Source organism: Dactylosporangium sp. NPDC051541 (assembly GCF_044454505.1).
In the GTDB taxonomy this organism is placed as follows: Bacteria; Actinomycetota; Actinomycetes; order Mycobacteriales; family Micromonosporaceae; genus Dactylosporangium.
Window position 1 is genome coordinate 38846 of the sequence record NZ_JBITDU010000018.1, and the last position, 15934, is coordinate 54779.

General features: G+C 72.6%; 15 protein-coding genes. 11 read left to right on the forward strand and 4 right to left on the reverse strand.

The features are described from left to right. Positions 1-76: 76 nt before the first annotated feature. Positions 77-613: a hypothetical protein gene (locus tag ACIA8L_RS46870; protein WP_395915285.1), complete on the reverse strand. Its 537-nt coding sequence runs from the start codon at positions 611-613 to the stop codon at positions 77-79. A 194-nt stretch (positions 614-807) separates the two neighbouring features. Between ACIA8L_RS46870 and ACIA8L_RS46875 the strand changes: the two genes are divergently transcribed. The 6 genes from ACIA8L_RS46875 (at position 808) to ACIA8L_RS46900 (ending at position 7933) form a co-directional block, all read left to right on the forward strand. Next, entirely contained in the window at positions 808-2748 is a 1941-nt protein-coding gene (locus ACIA8L_RS46875; protein ID WP_395915531.1) for an amino acid transporter, read from the forward strand. Positions 2749-3003: 255 nt separating this feature from the next. After that, entirely contained in the window at positions 3004-4779 is a 1776-nt protein-coding gene (locus tag ACIA8L_RS46880; protein WP_395915287.1) for a choice-of-anchor Q domain-containing protein, read from the forward strand. A 222-nt stretch (positions 4780-5001) separates the two neighbouring features. Then, a complete protein-coding gene (locus tag ACIA8L_RS46885) occupies positions 5002-5286 on the forward strand; it encodes a hypothetical protein (RefSeq protein ID WP_395915289.1) in 285 nt (94 codons plus the stop codon). Between the two features lie 168 nt (positions 5287-5454). After that, positions 5455-6420: an aliphatic sulfonate ABC transporter substrate-binding protein gene (locus ACIA8L_RS46890; RefSeq protein ID WP_395915291.1), complete on the forward strand. Its 966-nt coding sequence runs from the start codon at positions 5455-5457 to the stop codon at positions 6418-6420. Next, a complete protein-coding gene (locus ACIA8L_RS46895) occupies positions 6417-7235 on the forward strand; it encodes an ABC transporter permease (RefSeq protein ID WP_395915293.1) in 819 nt (272 codons plus the stop codon). Before ACIA8L_RS46890 ends, ACIA8L_RS46895 begins: the two co-directional genes overlap by 4 nt. Further along, the gene (locus tag ACIA8L_RS46900; protein WP_395915295.1) at positions 7232-7933 is read left to right on the forward strand and encodes an ABC transporter ATP-binding protein; all 702 of its coding nucleotides are present in this window, start codon (positions 7232-7234) and stop codon (positions 7931-7933) included. Before ACIA8L_RS46895 ends, ACIA8L_RS46900 begins: the two co-directional genes overlap by 4 nt. A 50-nt stretch (positions 7934-7983) precedes the next feature. Here the strand turns inward: ACIA8L_RS46900 and ACIA8L_RS46905 are convergent, their stop codons facing one another. After that, positions 7984-9333, reverse strand: coding sequence for a hypothetical protein (locus ACIA8L_RS46905; protein WP_395915296.1), 1350 nt, complete (start codon positions 9331-9333; stop codon positions 7984-7986). Next, positions 9330-9833 carry a SigE family RNA polymerase sigma factor gene (locus ACIA8L_RS46910; RefSeq protein ID WP_395915298.1) on the reverse strand — a complete coding sequence of 168 codons (504 nt, stop codon included), beginning with the start codon at positions 9831-9833 and terminating at the stop codon, positions 9330-9332. Before ACIA8L_RS46910 ends, ACIA8L_RS46905 begins: the two co-directional genes overlap by 4 nt. Before the next feature lie 88 nt (positions 9834-9921). On the opposite strand from ACIA8L_RS46910, the gene ACIA8L_RS46915 reads away from it, so the two are divergent. Both ACIA8L_RS46915 and ACIA8L_RS46920 read left to right on the forward strand, forming a co-directional pair. Then, entirely contained in the window at positions 9922-10257 is a 336-nt protein-coding gene (locus ACIA8L_RS46915; protein WP_395915300.1) for a PadR family transcriptional regulator, read from the forward strand. Further along, a complete protein-coding gene (locus ACIA8L_RS46920; protein ID WP_395915302.1) occupies positions 10245-12116 on the forward strand; it encodes a hypothetical protein in 1872 nt (623 codons plus the stop codon). Before ACIA8L_RS46915 ends, ACIA8L_RS46920 begins: the two co-directional genes overlap by 13 nt. Here the strand turns inward: ACIA8L_RS46920 and ACIA8L_RS46925 are convergent. Next, positions 12088-12720, reverse strand: a complete 633-nt coding sequence (locus tag ACIA8L_RS46925) for a TetR/AcrR family transcriptional regulator (protein ID WP_395915304.1) — start codon at positions 12718-12720, stop codon at positions 12088-12090. The genes ACIA8L_RS46920 and ACIA8L_RS46925 overlap by 29 nt on opposite strands. A gap of 202 nt (positions 12721-12922) precedes the next feature. On the opposite strand from ACIA8L_RS46925, the gene ACIA8L_RS46930 reads away from it, so the two are divergent. Genes ACIA8L_RS46930 through ACIA8L_RS46940 form a run of 3 tightly spaced genes read left to right on the forward strand, consistent with a single transcriptional unit; the run spans position 12923 to position 15932 of the window. Further along, positions 12923-14509, forward strand: a complete 1587-nt coding sequence (locus ACIA8L_RS46930) for an amino acid permease (protein ID WP_395915306.1) — start codon at positions 12923-12925, stop codon at positions 14507-14509. Further along, entirely contained in the window at positions 14506-15303 is a 798-nt protein-coding gene (locus tag ACIA8L_RS46935; protein WP_395915308.1) for an urea amidolyase associated protein UAAP1, read from the forward strand. The genes ACIA8L_RS46930 and ACIA8L_RS46935 overlap by 4 nt, the downstream gene beginning before the upstream one ends. Continuing rightward, positions 15300-15932 carry an urea amidolyase associated protein UAAP2 gene (locus tag ACIA8L_RS46940; RefSeq protein ID WP_395915310.1) on the forward strand — a complete coding sequence of 211 codons (633 nt, stop codon included), beginning with the start codon at positions 15300-15302 and terminating at the stop codon, positions 15930-15932. The genes ACIA8L_RS46935 and ACIA8L_RS46940 overlap by 4 nt, the downstream gene beginning before the upstream one ends. Positions 15933-15934: the final 2 nt, after the last annotated feature.

Here is a 15934-nt window from a genome sequence, read left to right on the forward strand (position 1 = left end):
CCGTGAAGCCGCCCGTGCCGGCGATGCCGGTGCCGCCCGGGCGGTAGCGGTCCGGCGTGCTGAACTCCTGCGGGTCTCAGGGCATCGGACGGCCTGCTTCGGCGGCCGCCTCGCACAGGTCGTCGCGCTTGAAGTCCGAGAACTGCAGGGTGTCGGCGTACGCGCGCAGGAGTGAGCCGTCAGGGTCGGCGGCGTCGTAGCGGGCCCACCAGATATCGGCCCGCCGCTCAGGCTGGTCGGTCCAGAGCCGTTCGAGTGTGGCCAGCGCCTGTTCGCGGGCCGCGCGGTTGCGGTCACGCACGATGACCTCGACCAGCCGGCGCGGATCAGAGCCGGCCGACCACCGGGACGCGCGCCGCAGCGAGCCAGTCGCCCATCCATCCATGATGCTCTCACGACGCCGGAAGGTCGCGTCGCGTCCAGGCCGGTCCAGATGGCGCTGATACGGGATGCCGTTGACGCATCCCGCGGCGTGCCCAACTCCGGTGAGCGCGCCGAGGCCGACGGCCGCGTTGCGCCGCAGCGCCACGGCGGCGGGCGCCCCGCCCGTGCGGCCGAGCAGCCCCTCGCCCCGGCGAGCAGCAGACGGAGCGCACGCCCGCCGGCTCGCCACGGCTCAGCTACGCAGTGCCCGGTCGGGCGGGGAGGTTGACGTTCGGCCGACTTTCTTGACGCGTTCTTAACGCCTGCCGATGCCCGCCCTGGGCTGCCGTATGGCTGAATGGGGAAGCGAGCTGTGACGACCTGAAAGGAAAGCGGTTGAGCGCCTCGACGACCGCCGCGCCGGAACGCCCGCGGAGCGGCCCGGTGCGCACCTGGCCGCGGAGCGGCCCGGTGCGCACCTGGCTGTTGTCCGGCCTGGCCGACCAGTCGCTGCAGCATGAGGGGCCGCACGCGAGGCCGGCCGAGCACCGGACGCACGCCTGGTGGAAGGTGATGTGCCTGACCGGCGTCGACTACTTCTCGACGCTGGGCTACCAGCCCGGCATCGCGGCGCTCGCCGCCGGGGTGCTCTCGCCGATCGCGACCGCGGTGCTGGTCGTCGTGACGCTGCTCGGCGCGCTGCCGGTCTACCGGCGGGTGGCCGGTGACAGCCCGCACGGCGAGGGGTCGATCGCGATGCTGGTGCGGCTGCTGTCGTACTGGCAGGGCAAGCTCTTCGTGCTGGTGCTGCTCGGGTTCGCGGCCACCGACTTCATCATCACCATGACGTTGTCCGCCGCTGACGCGACGGCGCACATCGACGAGAACCCGTTCTGGCCGGCGAGCTTCAAGGGCCACGAGGTCATCGTCACCCTTACGCTGCTCGGGCTGCTGAGTGCGGTGTTCCTCAAGGGATTCACCGAGGCGATCGGCATCGCCGTCGGCCTCGTCGGGGTCTATCTGGTGCTCAACGCGGTGGTCGTCGCGGATGGGCTGTGGCGGGTCGTCAGCCACCCGGCGGCGGTCGGCGACTGGACCACCGCACTGACGACGCAGCACGGCGACCCGTTCATGATGGTTGCGATCGCGCTGCTCGTCTTCCCGAAGCTGGCGCTGGGCCTGTCCGGCTTCGAGACCGGTGTCGCCGTCATGCCGCACATCAAGGGCGACCGCAGCGACACCGAGGACCGTCCCGCCGGGCGGATCCGCGGCGCCCGGCAGCTGCTGACCACCGCCGCCGTGATCATGAGCGTATTTCTGATCACCAGTAGCATCGTCACCACGGTGCTCATCCCGGCCCGGCAGTTCGAGCCGGGCGGCGCCGCCAACGGCCGGGCGCTGGCCTACCTGGCGCACCAGAACCTCGGCGGCGGCTTCGGCACCGTCTACGATATCGCCACAATCGCCATCCTGTGGTTCGCCGGCGCCTCGGCCATGGCCGGCCTGCTCAACCTGGTGCCGCGCTACCTGCCGCGCTACGGCATGGCGCCGACCTGGGCCCGGGCGGTGCGCCCGCTGGTGCTCGTGTTCACCGGGACCGCATTCCTCATCACCGTGCTGTTCGACGCCGACGTCAACGCGCAGGGCGGCGCGTACGCCACCGGCGTGCTCGTGCTCATCACCTCCGCCGCGGTCGCGGTGACGCTTTCGGCGCATCGGCGGCGCCAGCGAGGCCGGACCGTCGCGTTCGGAGTCATCACGGCGGTGTTCGTCTACACGACGATCGCCAACGTGGTGGAGCGGCCCGACGGTGTGAAGATCGCGGCCTGCTTCATCGGCGGGATCATCGCGGTGTCGTTGCTCTCGCGGCTGTACCGGGCCTTCGAACTCCGGGTGACCAACGTCGACACCGATCCGGCGGCCGCGCGTTTCGTCCAGGAGTGCGCCCGGCGCGGCATCCGGCTCATCGCCAACGAGCCCGACCGCCGCGACGCCCGCGAATACCGCGCCAAGCTCGCGCAGATCACGGAGGACAACGACATCCCCGAGGGCCACGACGTCATCTTCGTCGAGGTCGAGGTCACCGACCCGTCGGAGTTCGAGGAGGCGCTGCGGGTGCGCGGCGAGGTCCGCCACGATCGATACCGGGTCCTGGTGATGGAGAGCTCGTCGGTGCCCAACGCTCTCGCCGCGCTGCTGCTGCACATCCGCGACCGCACCGGCCGGCGCCCGCACATCTACTTCGAGTGGACCGAGGGCAACCCGGCACTGAACTTCCTACGCTACCTCGCATTCGGGCAGGGCGAGGTGGCGCCGGTCACCCGGGAGATCCTCCGCCAGCACGAGCCCGACCGCGGCCGGCGGCCGCATGTGCACGCGGGCTGACTGACCGGCCGGGCGACGCGGTGGAAGGGTGCGCGTCGGCCGGGAGCGCTGCGTCCGGGACCACGACGTCGTCAGTGTCGTTGTGCCGTCCAACGACGACAGTGACGCCGGCCCGGGCGACCGGGTCCTCCCAGGTGGGGTCGTCAGGGCGGTGCGCCGACGGTGAGGCTCTTGCCGAGATCGCGATGTGCTGCCATTGCCGAATAGGGCGATCGCCGGATGCGCGACGGTCGTCTTATCCCTACCGTCGGCGGTGTGAAAACGTTGACTGACGCATGGGGACAGGTCGGCGCTGCGCTGCTGCTCACGGTCGGTGCGGTGGCGGCCGGCGCCGGTCCGGCCGCGGCCGCCACCGGCGCGGGCGAGGTATACGTCGGCGCGCGCGGTACGGACGGCAACCCATGCTCGGCGGCCGCACCCTGTGCCTCACTGACGCGCGCTCTCGGCGCGGTGGCCTCTGGTGGCACGGTGCACCTCGACGCCGGTGTCTTCACCGGAATCACCCGGGTGCCCGCCGGGTTGACCGTCACGATCGCCGGTGCCGGCTCGGCGTCCACCACGCTGTTCGGAGGCCTCGCCGGCACGGTGCTCACCGTGCCGGATGACACGAAGGTCAAGCTCGTCGATCTCGCCGTGGCCGGCGGCCTCAGCCCGGGTTATGGCGGCGGCATCCTGACCGACGGCGACCTGACCATCCTGCGCACCCACGTCAGCTACAACCAGGCGGTGCGGGGTGGAGGCATCGCCAGCGACAATTCGACAACGCTCACCATCATCGACAGCGTGATCGACGTGAACACGGCCGCCAGCAATTACCACGATGCCGCCGGGGCCGGGATCTACCTGCTCTCGGGCAGCCTGTCGATCAGCGGGTCCACCCTGTCCGCCAACCGGTTGGTCGGCCGCGGCTGGGGCACCGCCCTGCTCACGTTCTGGCGAAGCTCGGTAGCCATCACGAACTCGACCATCGCCGGCAACTACGGCGCCGAAGACACCAACGGCATGGCCCTCTCCGACATCACGCAGACGACGTTACGACACGTCACCGTCACGGCGAATCCGTCCGCGATTCGCGGAAATCCCGAGAACACGCTGAGCGGCACCGTGGACGTGGCCGCCTCGGTGATCACCGGCGCCTGCCGGTTCATGGATTTTGACGACCAACAGTTCTCGGACACCGTCGTCGACGACCGGTCGTGCGCGCTGTCGGGCCGGACGTCGACGAGCCTGCCGGGCGTGTCCGTCGAGCCCGGCCTCACCACCGCCGAACTTCAGGACAACGGCGGGCCGACCCGGACGCGGCTGCTGCCGCACGACAGCCCGGCCCGTGCCGCCGTGCCGTTCGAAAGTGGCCTGTGCACCGGTGCCGATCAGCGCGGACTCCCGTGGCGCAATGCGGGCACGATCAGCTGTGACGCCGGCGCCGTGCAGACGCCGCCCGACCTGCAACCGTCGGCGGCCGCGCTCGACTTCGGCCTCCACGGCCCCGGCGATCTCGCCACCGCGACGTTGACCCTCACCAACGTCGGCCCGGAACCACTCGACCTGGGCGACCCGACCGTCACCGGCGACTATCGGATAACCGAGGGATGCCGCCACTCCGTGCTGGCCCCGGGACAGGGCTGCACGGTGCTGCTCAAGTTGCGCGTCGCGCTCGGCGGGAATCCAGGCACCCTGCGTCTGGACTACACCGGCGCGCACACCCGCTCCGCGCTGGTGATCCCGTTGAGCGGAACCGGCACCGACGTCCCCGTCAACCTGACGGACCCCGGCCCGGGCGATGTCCCGCATGCCGGTGTCACCGCGACGGCCGACCCGGGCCAGTGGGCCGGCCTCCAGCCGATCGAGTACGAGTACGAGTGGTGGCTCTGCGACGGCGACGCCGACAACTGCCCCACCCTCGTCGGCACCGGAACGACATACACGCCGAGCGCGGACCAGATCGGCTGGGCGCTGCGGGTGCGGGTCACCGCCACCAATCCGGCTGGCCGCCGGGAGGCCGCCGGCAGTATGTGGCTCGTGCGCCCCTGAGCCGACCGCAGCCCGGTCATGCGGTTCGACGAGCTCGCGCCGAACGCGCCGGTTAGCGAGCCGCCGGATCGCGGCCGGGAACAGCAGCGACTCGCCGGCGGCCACGACCCGTACCGCCGGCAGCACCTCGGCCGGGCCGATGCGAACCGCCCCGGCCGAACGTCGCATACCGGTCAGCCGCGGCCGGGTTCTTCGTGGTTCCCGCCGGTTATCGTGTTGACCATGGCGGCGGAGTTCGCGATCGGCGACGACATCCTCGTCCTCAACGGCCGGATCCTGGAGATCTTCACTCGGCTCAGCGAGGACAGCAAGCGGTACCACGTAGAGTTCCTGAGAGTCAACGGGGAGCCACACTTCGACGGGTTCAAGGTTCGCCTCGGCGCCGCGTACGGTGAGAACGACATCACCGGCGGGCGCCGGTGGAAGATGACCGCCGAGCAGTTCGCGGAGTTCCGCGCGTTCATCGCCCTCGCCATCGCGGCCCGCGACAACGGCCCGGCCGCGTAACGGGCGGATACCCTGCTCGGCTGAGCGGCCCGGCGAGCGCGGCCGGCGTGCCATCGCCTCGCCGCCGCCCCTGGTAGGACATCTCGTCGACACATCGAGCGGCATTACCTAGTCAATCGGTAGGTGTTGTGGGTATAGTCCCGCACAACCTATCGATGGAGCCGAACAATGCGTCGACTTTTGGTGGCCACGGCCGTGGTGCTGGCCCTGCTCGGCACCGGCCTGGCCGGCTGTGCGAAGCAGGACGAGGGGACCGCCGCGCCCGCCGCCGGGGCCGCCGAGGAGCCGCTCAAGGTCGGTTACCAGCGCTTCGGCGGGCTGAGCCTGCTCAAGGCCCGCAAGACCGAGGCGGCCGGGACAAGCTGGTCGCTGTTCGAGAGCGGGCCGGCCCTCACCGAGGGGCTCAAAGCCGGCGCCATCGACATCGGCCAGGTCGGCGAGGCACCGCCGATCTTCGCGGCCGCGGGCAAGGTCGACTTCAAGATCATCGGGACCTCGCAGCCGGTGCCGAAGGGCGAGGCGGTGCTGGTCAAGGCCGCCTCCGGGTACAGCACCTTCAAGGATCTCAAGGGCAAGAAGGTCGCCCTCAACAAGGGTTCCAACGTCAACTGGCTGCTGGTCAAGCTCCTGGCCGCGAACGGGATGACGATCAAGGACATCGACGTCCAGTACCTCAAGCCGGCCGACGCGCGCCCCGCCTTCGACGCCGGCCAGGTCGACGCCTGGATCATCTGGGACCCCTACTTCGCCCTCGCCGAGGTCCCCGGCGTGAAGGTCCTCGTCGACGGCACCGGCCTGGTCAACAACCGGGAGTACATCCTCGTCTCCCCGCAGGCCCTCAAGAGCAAGCCGGGCAAGATCCGCGAGTTCCTCAAGACCTACCGCGAGACGACCGACTGGGGCATCGCCCACCCCGAGGAGCGGGTCAAGCTGATCGCGCCCGAGCTCAACATCCCCGAGGACGCCGCCAAGCGCGCCCTCGACCGCAGTGCGCAGCCGCTCGCCGCGGTCACCCCCGCGATCGGCGACGAACTCCAGCAGATCTCCGACGGCTTCACCGAGCTCCAGCTCATCCCCGGCAAGGTGGACATCAAGGCCCGCGTCGACGAGCAGTTCGCGGACCTGCTGCGATGACACTGCTCGAGGCCGTCCGCGCCGTGGCGAAAGCACCGGCCGCCGCCCGCCGGCCCCGGGCCCGCCGGTGGCGGCGCGCGGTCAGCCCGCTCGTCCTGCTCGCCGCCTGGGAGGGCGGCGTGCGGGGCGGCCTGCTCGACCCGGACAAGCTGCCGGCCCCGAGCAGCGTGCTCGGCACCGGCTGGCGCCTCGCCGCCGACGGCACGCTCGGGGGCTACCTCCTCGACTCGCTCCAGCGGGCGGTCCTCGGCCTGCTCATCGGCGGCCTGCTCGGCCTCGCCCTCGGCGCCGCCGCCGGGCTCGTCCGCCTCGGCGACGACGCGATCGACCCGCCCGTGCAGATGGCCCGGATGCTGCCGCACCTCGGGCTCGTGCCGCTGCTCATCATCTGGGTCGGCATCGGCGAGTCGCTGAAGGTGACCCTCGTCGCGCTCGGCGCGTTCTTTCCGATCTACCTCAACACGTACGCCGGCATCCGCAATATCGACGAGCGGCTCGTCGAGGCGGCGCGCACGTGCGGGCTCACCGCGGCCGGGCGCGTCTGGCACGTCGTCGTGCCGGGCGCGCTGCCCTCGCTGTTCCTGGGACTGCGGCTGGCGTTCGCGGCCGGCTGGCTGAGCCTCGTCGTCGGCGAGCAGGTCAACGGCCAGGGCGGCCTCGGCTTCATGATGATGGAGGCCCGCGAGTTCAGCCAGACCGATGTCGTGGTGCTCGGCCTGCTCGCGTACGCGGTGCTCGGGCTGCTCTCCGACCTCGCCCTACGCGCCGCGGAGCGTCGGCTGCTCGCGTGGCGGCGCGGGCTGGTGGCCTCATGAGCGTCGCGGTGGCCACCGGGGTGCGGCGGGCGTTCGGCGCGACAGTCGTCCTCGACGGCGTCGACCTGACCGTCGAGCGCGGCGAGGTGGTCGCGCTGCTCGGCGTCAGCGGCTCCGGCAAGAGCACGCTCCTGCGCATTCTCGCGGGCCTCGACGCGGCGGCCACCGGCCATTACACCACCGAAGGCTCGACCGCGGTGGTGTTCCAGGAGCACCGGCTGCTGCCGTGGAAGCGCGTCGCGCAGAACGTCGCGCTCGGCGTGCGCGGCCCCGACCTGCGCGCCCGCGTCGACGAGGCGCTCGAGGAGGTCGGCCTGGCCGACCGCGGCCGCGCGTGGCCGGCCGAGCTGTCCGGCGGGCAGTCGCAGCGGGTCGCGTTCGCCCGCGCCCTCGTCCGCCGGCCCGACCTGCTGCTGCTCGACGAGCCGTTCGGGGCCCTCGATGCGCTGACCCGGCTGCGCATGCAGGCGCTCTTCGGCACGCTGCGGGCCCGCCACCACTTCGCGGCGCTGCTCGTCACCCACGACGTCGATGAGGCCCTCCTGCTCGCCGACCGGATCGTCGTGCTCGACGGCGGCCGCATCGCCGAGGACCGCCCGGTGCCCCTGCCGCACCCCCGCGCCACCGACGCGCCCGGCTTCGGGGCCGAGCGGCGCTCGCTGCTGGCCCTGCTCAACGCGCCCGCGACCCCGGAGTAGCTCGCGAGCCACCCCGGGACCGCCACCACCTCGACCCGCCGGCATCGGCGTCACTGGGCGGCCCAGCGGCGCCTGGTCACCCAGGCCAGGCTCACCACGGTCACGACGAGGAGGGGGCAGGCCGCCCAGCTCAGCGCCGGCCCCCAGTCCTCGGCCGGGTTGCGGCCGAACTCCGGCCGCCCCACCGGCCGCACCCGGTCCACGAGCTCGGTGGCGACGCCGAGGTCATGGGTGCCCTCGGGGCCGGCGAGCACCACCTCCGGCGCGGCCGCGCCCGGGGCCAGCCGCACGAGGGCGGCGCCGCCGATGTCGGTCCGGTCGTCGGTGCGGCCGTTGGTGTACGTGACGACGGCGTACGCCACGTCGCCGCGCCAGGTCACGACGTTGACGAACATCGCGTCGCGGATCTCCGGGTAGGCGGGCGTCGTCACGGCATCGCCGGTGGCGCCGTCGAGCGCCCGCAGCCGCCAGACGCCCGGTGCCCAGCCGCAGCCCGAGCAGCCCGTCACCTCCCGGTCGAAGACGAACAGCCGCCCGTCGGCCCGCCAGGCCGCCCGGCCGCCGATCCGCAGCAGGTCGTTGCTCACCGTCCGCGACCAGCGCAGGGCGCCGTCGGTGTCGTACACCCGGAACAGGCCGTTGCTCTGCACCGCCAGGGACCGGCCATCCGGGGACAGCGCCAGGTCCTGGTCGACCGGCCGCTGCCCGGGGTGGCGCACGAGCTGCTCGACCTGGCCGGACGGCCACGAGACGATCATCGTGCGGTCGTCCTGGGCGGCGATGAGCCGCGTGCCGTCCTCGGTCCACCGGCCATAGAGCGTGGTGCTGTCGTACGGCGGCGTCTGCCCGTCGGGCGACCAGTGCGCGTCGAGCGGCGCCGCGGCCAGCCGCAGCCGCTCGCGCCCGGTGGTCAGGTCCAGGACGCGGCCCTCGGCCACGAGGTAGCGGCCGTCCGGGGAGAGTTCGGCACCGGTGGTGTAGCCGCTGCGCACGATCCGGTAGGCGTCCCGGTCGCGGGCCACGATGGTGCTGCTGGCGACCGTGTGCCCGCCGCGCCACCACGCGAGGTCGAAGTCCTCCGGGTCCGACTGCGGGTTGTCCTCGCCGAACGAGTAGACGGCCGCGGCCGGCCCGACCGGGCTGCGCTCGACCGTGTCGGTGTCCCGCGGCACGGTGACGAGGCGCGCCGGGAGGCCGTCGCCGGGGTCCCGGGCGGCCGGCGGCTGCGGGCGCGCGATCGGGACGGCGAGGGTGATCGCCGCCAGCGCGACCACCGCCGCGAGCGCGGCCAGACGGCGCCACTTCCGTCTCCGCCGTGCGGTCACAAGCAGATTTGGGGGTACCGTCACCGCTGGGGCTTCTGCAGCCAGTTCCCGGAACGCGTCGCCAAGTGTCGTCACCGCAGCACCTCCTGGTGCTCGTCGGCCAGCTCCGGTGCGATCGCGCGCAGGCGGCGCAGCGCGTCGCGGGTCTGGCTCTTGACGGTGCCGGTCCGCACGCCGAGCAGGTCCGCCGTCTCGGCTTCCGTGCGGTCCTCGTAGAAGCGCAGCACCAGGACCGCCCGCTGCTTCGGCGTGAGCCGGTCGAGGGCCTGAGCCAGCACGATGCGCAGCTCCGGGTCATCGACGGAGGCGGCCGGAGGGTCGGGCGGCGCGGCGGTCAGCACCTCCCGGCGCCGTCGGCGCAGGACCCGCCACCAGGAGACGGCCCGCGTGTACAGGACCCGCCGCACGTATCGCTCGGGGTCGTCGAGGCGTCCCCACCGCTCGGCGACCGCGAGCAGGGCGGTCTGGACGAGCTCCTCGGCGTGCTGCCGGTCGCCGGTCAGCAGGTACGCCGTCCGGGCGAACGCCGCGGTCCGGGCCCGCACGAACTCCTCGAAGTCCTCCACATCAAACACAGACGCATCGACCCGCCCCTCAGGAGGGGGCCGCACCGGACCGCCCCTATGTAGAATAAGCCACCGGACCTATGTAGGATAAGCCGCCATGGCCCCGCCGATACGGATCACGACCACGCTCGTGCAGGTCCTCGAGGTGTTCCTCGAGGACCCCGCGGCCGAGCGCTACGGTCTCGACGTCATGCGCGTCACCGGCCTGCCGAGCGGGACGATGTATCCCATCCTCATCCGCCTGCAAGGCCTGGGCTGGCTGGAGGCGCGCTGGGAGGACATCGACCCGGCGCGGGCGGGCCGGCCCGCCCGCCGCTGGTATCGGCTCACGCCGGACGGCGTGCGGGGCGCCCGCGCGGAGCTCGCCGCGTATCGGCAGCGGCACGCTCGGCGGCCGGGTGCGGTGAAGCCGGAGCTGACATGGGACTCCTGACCCTCGTCATCGACCGCTGCCTGCGGGCGGGCGGCCGTCGCTGGCCGGCTGGGATGCGCGACGAGCTGGCCCAGGAGTGGCTCGCCGAGCTCGCGACCCTCGAAGGGGAGCCGCACGGCGCCTGGCGGCGGCTGCGGTTCGCGGTGAGCCTGGCCGCCAGCCCGGTGACGTACGACGAGCAGGGCCTGCCGAGCAGCCCGTGGGAACGCTTGCGGGCCCCCGGCCGGGTGCTGTACACCGCCGTCGGACTGCTGTTCGCGGGCGGGCTCGGCACCGGGCTCTGGGCCACGCTGAACATGCTGCTGGGCTATGTACTGTTGGAGTCCGGCGCGGACCATGACGATTCGTGGTTCATGCGGCGCGGTTTCGTCGTCGCGGCCCTGTCCGCCGCGCTCACCTCGGCCTACGCCGCGGCGGCCGGCTGGTGGCTGGGCGGCGGTGTCGCCGGCGGCCGGGGCGCGGGCAACTGGGGACGGGCCGGCCTCGCCGCCGTCGCGCTCGGCGCCGCCTTTGTCGTGTGGACGCCCGGCCTGCACACCCGGTTCTCCGCGGACGGCTCGGAGCATCTCTCGACCATGATCCTGGCCTGGGTGCTTGTCACCTTCGTTGTGGCCGTCGTCGTGACCGGCCGGGTCGCGGCCGGGCAGCTCGGCCTCGGCTGGGGCGCCGGTCTGGCCGGGGTGCTGCTCGCGGCCGTCCTACCCGTCGTGGCGGCGATGCCGCGCACGACACTCGGCGGCTCCGCCCCGGCCCGATGGCAGCTCGCGATGTTCGCCTGCCAATTGCTGCCGCCGGCCGTGTGCGCGGTGGCATTCGGATGGGCCGCGGCACGGCCGCGACCGGCCGGGCTCGTTCCGGGTGACGCCATGACGGCCACCACCGCGGGGCGGCCGGTGCCGGCCGGGGAGGTCCGGGACCGGCGGTTCACCGCAGTGCCGACGGTGCCGGCGGTGCTGGCGGCGGCGGCCGCGGGGGTCGCGGGGCTCTGGGCGATCAACCTGTGGACCGATGGCAGCGATGCCAACTGGGCGCGGGACCTGCGCTGGGACGCGATCGTCGCGGTGGTCCTCGCGGTGATCGCCTGCGCCCGTGGGCGGCGGCGGGTGACCGTGGAAGCGCTCGTCGGCGGGCTGGTCTGGCTGGCCGCCGACATCGCCCTCGACCGGGCCGACCTGTCCCACGCCAACGCCCCGCTGGCGGTCGCCGCGGCCTGCGTGGCCGTGCTCGGCTCCTACCGCGGCATCGCCGGCCGGGGCACCCCGCACCGGGCCACGCTCGTCGTCGTGGCCGGTGTCGCCGCCGTGCTGGCCGGTCTGAACCTGCTGGCCGAACCGTCGTCCCCGGACGAGCCGACCTTTCATGTGGGCAGCGCCGTGGTCAGCGGCGCGCTCGGGCTCATCGCGGTCGGGGCCGCGTTCAGCGTCGCGTCCCGCGCCTCCCGGCTCCGGTTCACGCTCTACTGCCTGAGCAGCGCGGTCGCCGTCGCGACACCCTGGCTGCTGCGCGAGCGGCACATCCTGCCGACGAACTCGGACCGCCTGCTGCACGTGCTGGGCCTCACCGTGCTGCTGACGGTGTGCGCCGTGGCCCTGGCCGGGCCGCGCCCGCAGCGGCCATGGCAATGGCTGCGGTATCCGGCCGCGGCGGCCACCGCACTCCTGATCGTGCCGCTGGTCGGGCTGCTCACCATCATCGCCGTCCGGTTCCTCGGCATCGGCCCCGTCATCACCGCCCTGGCCGGCCGGCCGACGAGACCCGAAGCGTTCGACGATTACATCCTCACGATGCCGGCCGTGGTCTGCGGACTGGTCCTGGGCCGGCTGCTGCTCCTCACCGTTCGTGGAACGGCCGGCCGGTGACGAGGCGGATGGCGGCCGCGGCCACCGACTGCTGCAGCCGCTCCGGCGGCGGCCGCGCCGGAAGGTCGCGGCGCATGCCGATGACGCTCTCCACCAGCCCGAAGACCAGGTCGCCGGTCACGTCGGCGGCCGCCTCGGCGGGGGTGGCGACGGCGGCGACCAGGCGGCGGTAGGCGGACCTGAGCTGCTCGCGTTCGGCGCGGAAGCGGGCGAACGGTTCGGTGGCGATCTCCGGTAGGCCGTAGAGGATGCCGACGTTCCATCGGGCGCCGAGCAGGACCCCCACGTCGTAGCGGACGAGCGCGTGCAGTGCTTCGGCGGGGTCCAGGCCGGGCTGGGCCGCGAGTTGCCCGGCGTAGGTGAGCGACGGCCGGACGGTGGACTCCAGCAGCTCGGCGAGAATCTGGTCCTTGGTGCTGAAGTGGTAGTACAGCGAGGCCTGCCGTACGCCGACCATCTCGGCGATCAAGCGGGTCGACGTGGCCGCGTAGCCGCGCTCGGAGAAGAGCTCGGCCGCGGCGTCGAGGATCTCCTCGCGGGCAGTGCCGGCGGGCAGCCGCCGGGCTCCGGAGCGGGGACGGCCGACGGACGGTGCGGAGCTCACTCCCGCATCGTCCCACGCGGCCGATCTCACGGTCGACGTCCGGCCGATGCGGGGCCGACGTAATCAGTCCGACACGAGTGGCAATGCAACATTTACGGCCGGGAAACGCCGGTCGATGCCTCCTCCACAAATCTGTCACGCGACAGGTATTCAGGCGGCGGGGCAGCCAGCACCCGCCGCCGCCTGCATCGAGGAGGCGGTCGTGTCCACTACCCCCACCCTGACGACACCGCCGGTGAGCGACCGGGCCGACGCCGCGGACCTGCGCGGCTTCGGCTACCGACCCGAGCTGCGCCGCAGTATCGGCAGCTACGCGTCGTTCGCCGCCGGGTTCTCGTTCGTCTCGATTCTCACGACGGTGTTCCAGCTCTTCGCGTTCGGGTTCTCCTTCGGCGGACCGGCCTTCTTCTGGACCTGGCCGCTGGTCTTCGCCGGCCAGTTCATGGTGGCGCTCAACTTCGCCGAGCTCGCCGCCCGCTACCCGCTGTCGGGCTGCATCTACCAGTGGTCGCGGCGGCTGTCGAACGCCACGGTCGGCTGGTTCGCGGGCTGGGTCATGATCGTGGCGCAGATCGTCACCGTCTCCGCCGCCGCGATCGCGCTGCAGGTCGTGCTGCCGCAGATCTGGTCCGGCTTCCAGCTCGTCGGCGGCGATCCCGCGCTGACCTCCACGAGCGGTGCCACCAACGCCGTCGTCCTCGGCTCGATCCTCATCGCGCTCACCACGCTGGTGAACATCATCGGCGTGCGGTTCATGGCGATCATCAACAGCACCGGTGTGACGCTGGAGATCATCGGTGTCGCGGCCGTGGTGGTGCTGCTGCTGTTCAACGTCGAGCGGGGGCCGGGCGTCGTCTTCGACACCGGCGGGATGGGCAGCGGCCTGTCCTACGTCGGCCCGTTCCTGGTCTCGGCGCTGATGGCGGCCTACGTGGTGGTCGGGTTCGACAGCGCCGGCGAGCTCAGCGAGGAGACCCGCGACCCGCGACACATCGCGCCGCGCACGATCCTGCGGGCGCTGGCCGCGGCCGGCATCGGCGGTGGGCTGATGCTCCTGGTCGCGCTCATGGCGGCGCCGAGCCTGACCGACGGCCGGCTGGCCACCGAGGGCCTGCCCTACGTGCTGACGAGCCGCCTCGGCGAGACCGGCGGGCGGGTCCTGCTCATCGACGTGGCGATCGCCATCGCGGTGTGCACCCTGGCCATCCAGACCGCGGGCAGCCGGATGATCTTCTCGATGGCGCGCGACGGAGTGCTGCCGTTCTCCGGCGCGCTCAGCAAGGTCAATCCGCGCACCGGCACCCCGGCGTGGCCGGCGATCGTCGTGGGCGTCGGCGCGGCCGCCGTCCTGCTCGTCAACATCGGCCAGCCCGCACTGTTCACGGCCCTGACCAGCGTCTGCATCGTCATGCTGTACATCGCCTACGCCCTGGTGACGATCCCGTTGCTGGTCCGGCGCAGCAAGGGCTGGTCCAGCCGGGCGGACGCCGCCGTCACCGAGCGCGGCGGGAAGTTGTTCTCCCTCGGCCGGTTCGGCATCGTCGTCAACGCCCTGGCGGTCGTCTACGGCATCGGCATGATCCTCAACCTCGGCTGGCCCCGGCCGGAGGTGTACGACCCGGCCGGTTCGCATTGGTACCTGCACTACTTCCCGCTGCTGTTCGTCGGCGCCGCCCTGTTGGCCGGGGCCGCAGCCTATCTTCGCTACCGCGCGCGGGTCGCCGCGCTGCACACGGGGCTGACCCTCACGGCGCCCATCGCGCCCGTCGCGGCCGCCGAGACCGCATGAGCACCGCGACCACCGCCGGTGCGCGTCAGCACGCCCGCGCCCAGGGCGGCACCGTCGTGGAGTGCATGCCCACCGTCCCCGCCCCCGACGGCCTCAGCTGGGCCGAGACCGTCCCGGGCGGCGGCTACACGAGCAAGCGCCTGGCCCGTGGCACCACGCTGCGACTGACCGATCCGCACGGCGACGCCTGCGTCTCGGTGCTGCTGTTCAACGCCGACGAGCCGTGGGAGCGCCTCAACGTCGCCGACACCGTGAAGGTGCTGTGGCAGGCGTACGTCGGCGCGGGGCACCTGCTGCTGTCCGACCAGGGCCGGGTCCTGGCCTCGGTGCCGGTCGGCGACCCGGGCCGGTCGGACACCTTCTGCGGTACCTCGACCCTCGCCGGCAACACCGCCCGATACGGTGGTGGCGCGCCGCACAGCGCCACTCCGGCCGGGCGCGAGCTGTTCGTTCTGGCCGCCGCCAAGCACGGGCTGACGCGCCGGGACCTGCCGCCGAGCGTCTCGTTCTTCCAGGGCGTCCGCGTAGGTGACGACGGCCGGTTCACCTGGCTCGGGTCGGCCGGGCCGGGTGCGACGGTGGAGCTGCGGGCGGAGATGCCGCTGATCGTGCTGCTGGTCAACGTGCCGCACCCGCTCAGCCCCCACGAGGCCTACACCTGCACCCCGGTCCGCGTGGAAGCCCGGCCCGGTGCGCCCACCGGACCCACCGACGCACTGTGGTCGCGCTCGCCGGAGGGCGAGCGCGCGCTGCTCAACACCGCCGACTATCTCACGGCGCGGGGGATCGTATGACCACCATCGCCCCATCGACCGCCGGCCGCGTCCTGCTCGACGAGACCGTCGCGGCCCGTGCGCCCTGGTCCGCCGTGGTGCGCCGCGGCCAGGTCCTGACCATTGTGGACCTGCACGGCAACCAGGCCGTCGACTGCCTGCTCTACAACGCCGACGACACCAGCGAGCGCTACTCGGCGCCGGACACCATCGCCGCGCAGGGCGGCATCTTCCTGACCACCGGCAGCGTGCTGCGCTCCAGTGAAGGCCGGGCGCTGATGACGGTCGTCAGCGACGAGGTGGGCCGGCACGACACCGTCGGCGGGGCCTGCAGCCGCGAGTCGAACACCCTGCGCTACGGACACCACACCAAGCACCAGCCCGCCTGCGTGGAGAACTTCCTGATCGAAGGCGCCCGCTGGGGGCTCGGCAAACGGGACCTGGTCAGCAACATCAACTGGTACATGAACGTGCCGGTCGACCCGGACGGCAGCCTCGGCATCGTCGACGGCATCTCGGCCCCGGGCCTGCGGGTCGCGGTCCGGGCCGAGATGGACGTGCTGGTGCTCGTGTCGAACTGCCCGCAGATCAACAACCCGTGCAACGGCTTCGACCCCACTCCCGTCCGCATGATCGTCACCGGGGAGTAGCG

Coding starts and splice junctions, on each gene's coding strand:
- ACIA8L_RS46885 (WP_395915289.1), top strand. CDS start 5,002: ATGGCGGCGGAGTTCGCGATCGGCGACGACATCCTCGTCCTCAACGGC.
- ACIA8L_RS46890 (WP_395915291.1), top strand. CDS start 5,455: ATGCGTCGACTTTTGGTGGCCACGGCCGTGGTGCTGGCCCTGCTCGGC.
- ACIA8L_RS46895 (WP_395915293.1), top strand. CDS start 6,417: ATGACACTGCTCGAGGCCGTCCGCGCCGTGGCGAAAGCACCGGCCGCC.
- ACIA8L_RS46900 (WP_395915295.1), top strand. CDS start 7,232: ATGAGCGTCGCGGTGGCCACCGGGGTGCGGCGGGCGTTCGGCGCGACA.
- ACIA8L_RS46915 (WP_395915300.1), top strand. CDS start 9,922: ATGGCCCCGCCGATACGGATCACGACCACGCTCGTGCAGGTCCTCGAG.
- ACIA8L_RS46920 (WP_395915302.1), top strand. CDS start 10,245: ATGGGACTCCTGACCCTCGTCATCGACCGCTGCCTGCGGGCGGGCGGC.
- ACIA8L_RS46935 (WP_395915308.1), top strand. CDS start 14,506: ATGAGCACCGCGACCACCGCCGGTGCGCGTCAGCACGCCCGCGCCCAG.
- ACIA8L_RS46940 (WP_395915310.1), top strand. CDS start 15,300: ATGACCACCATCGCCCCATCGACCGCCGGCCGCGTCCTGCTCGACGAG.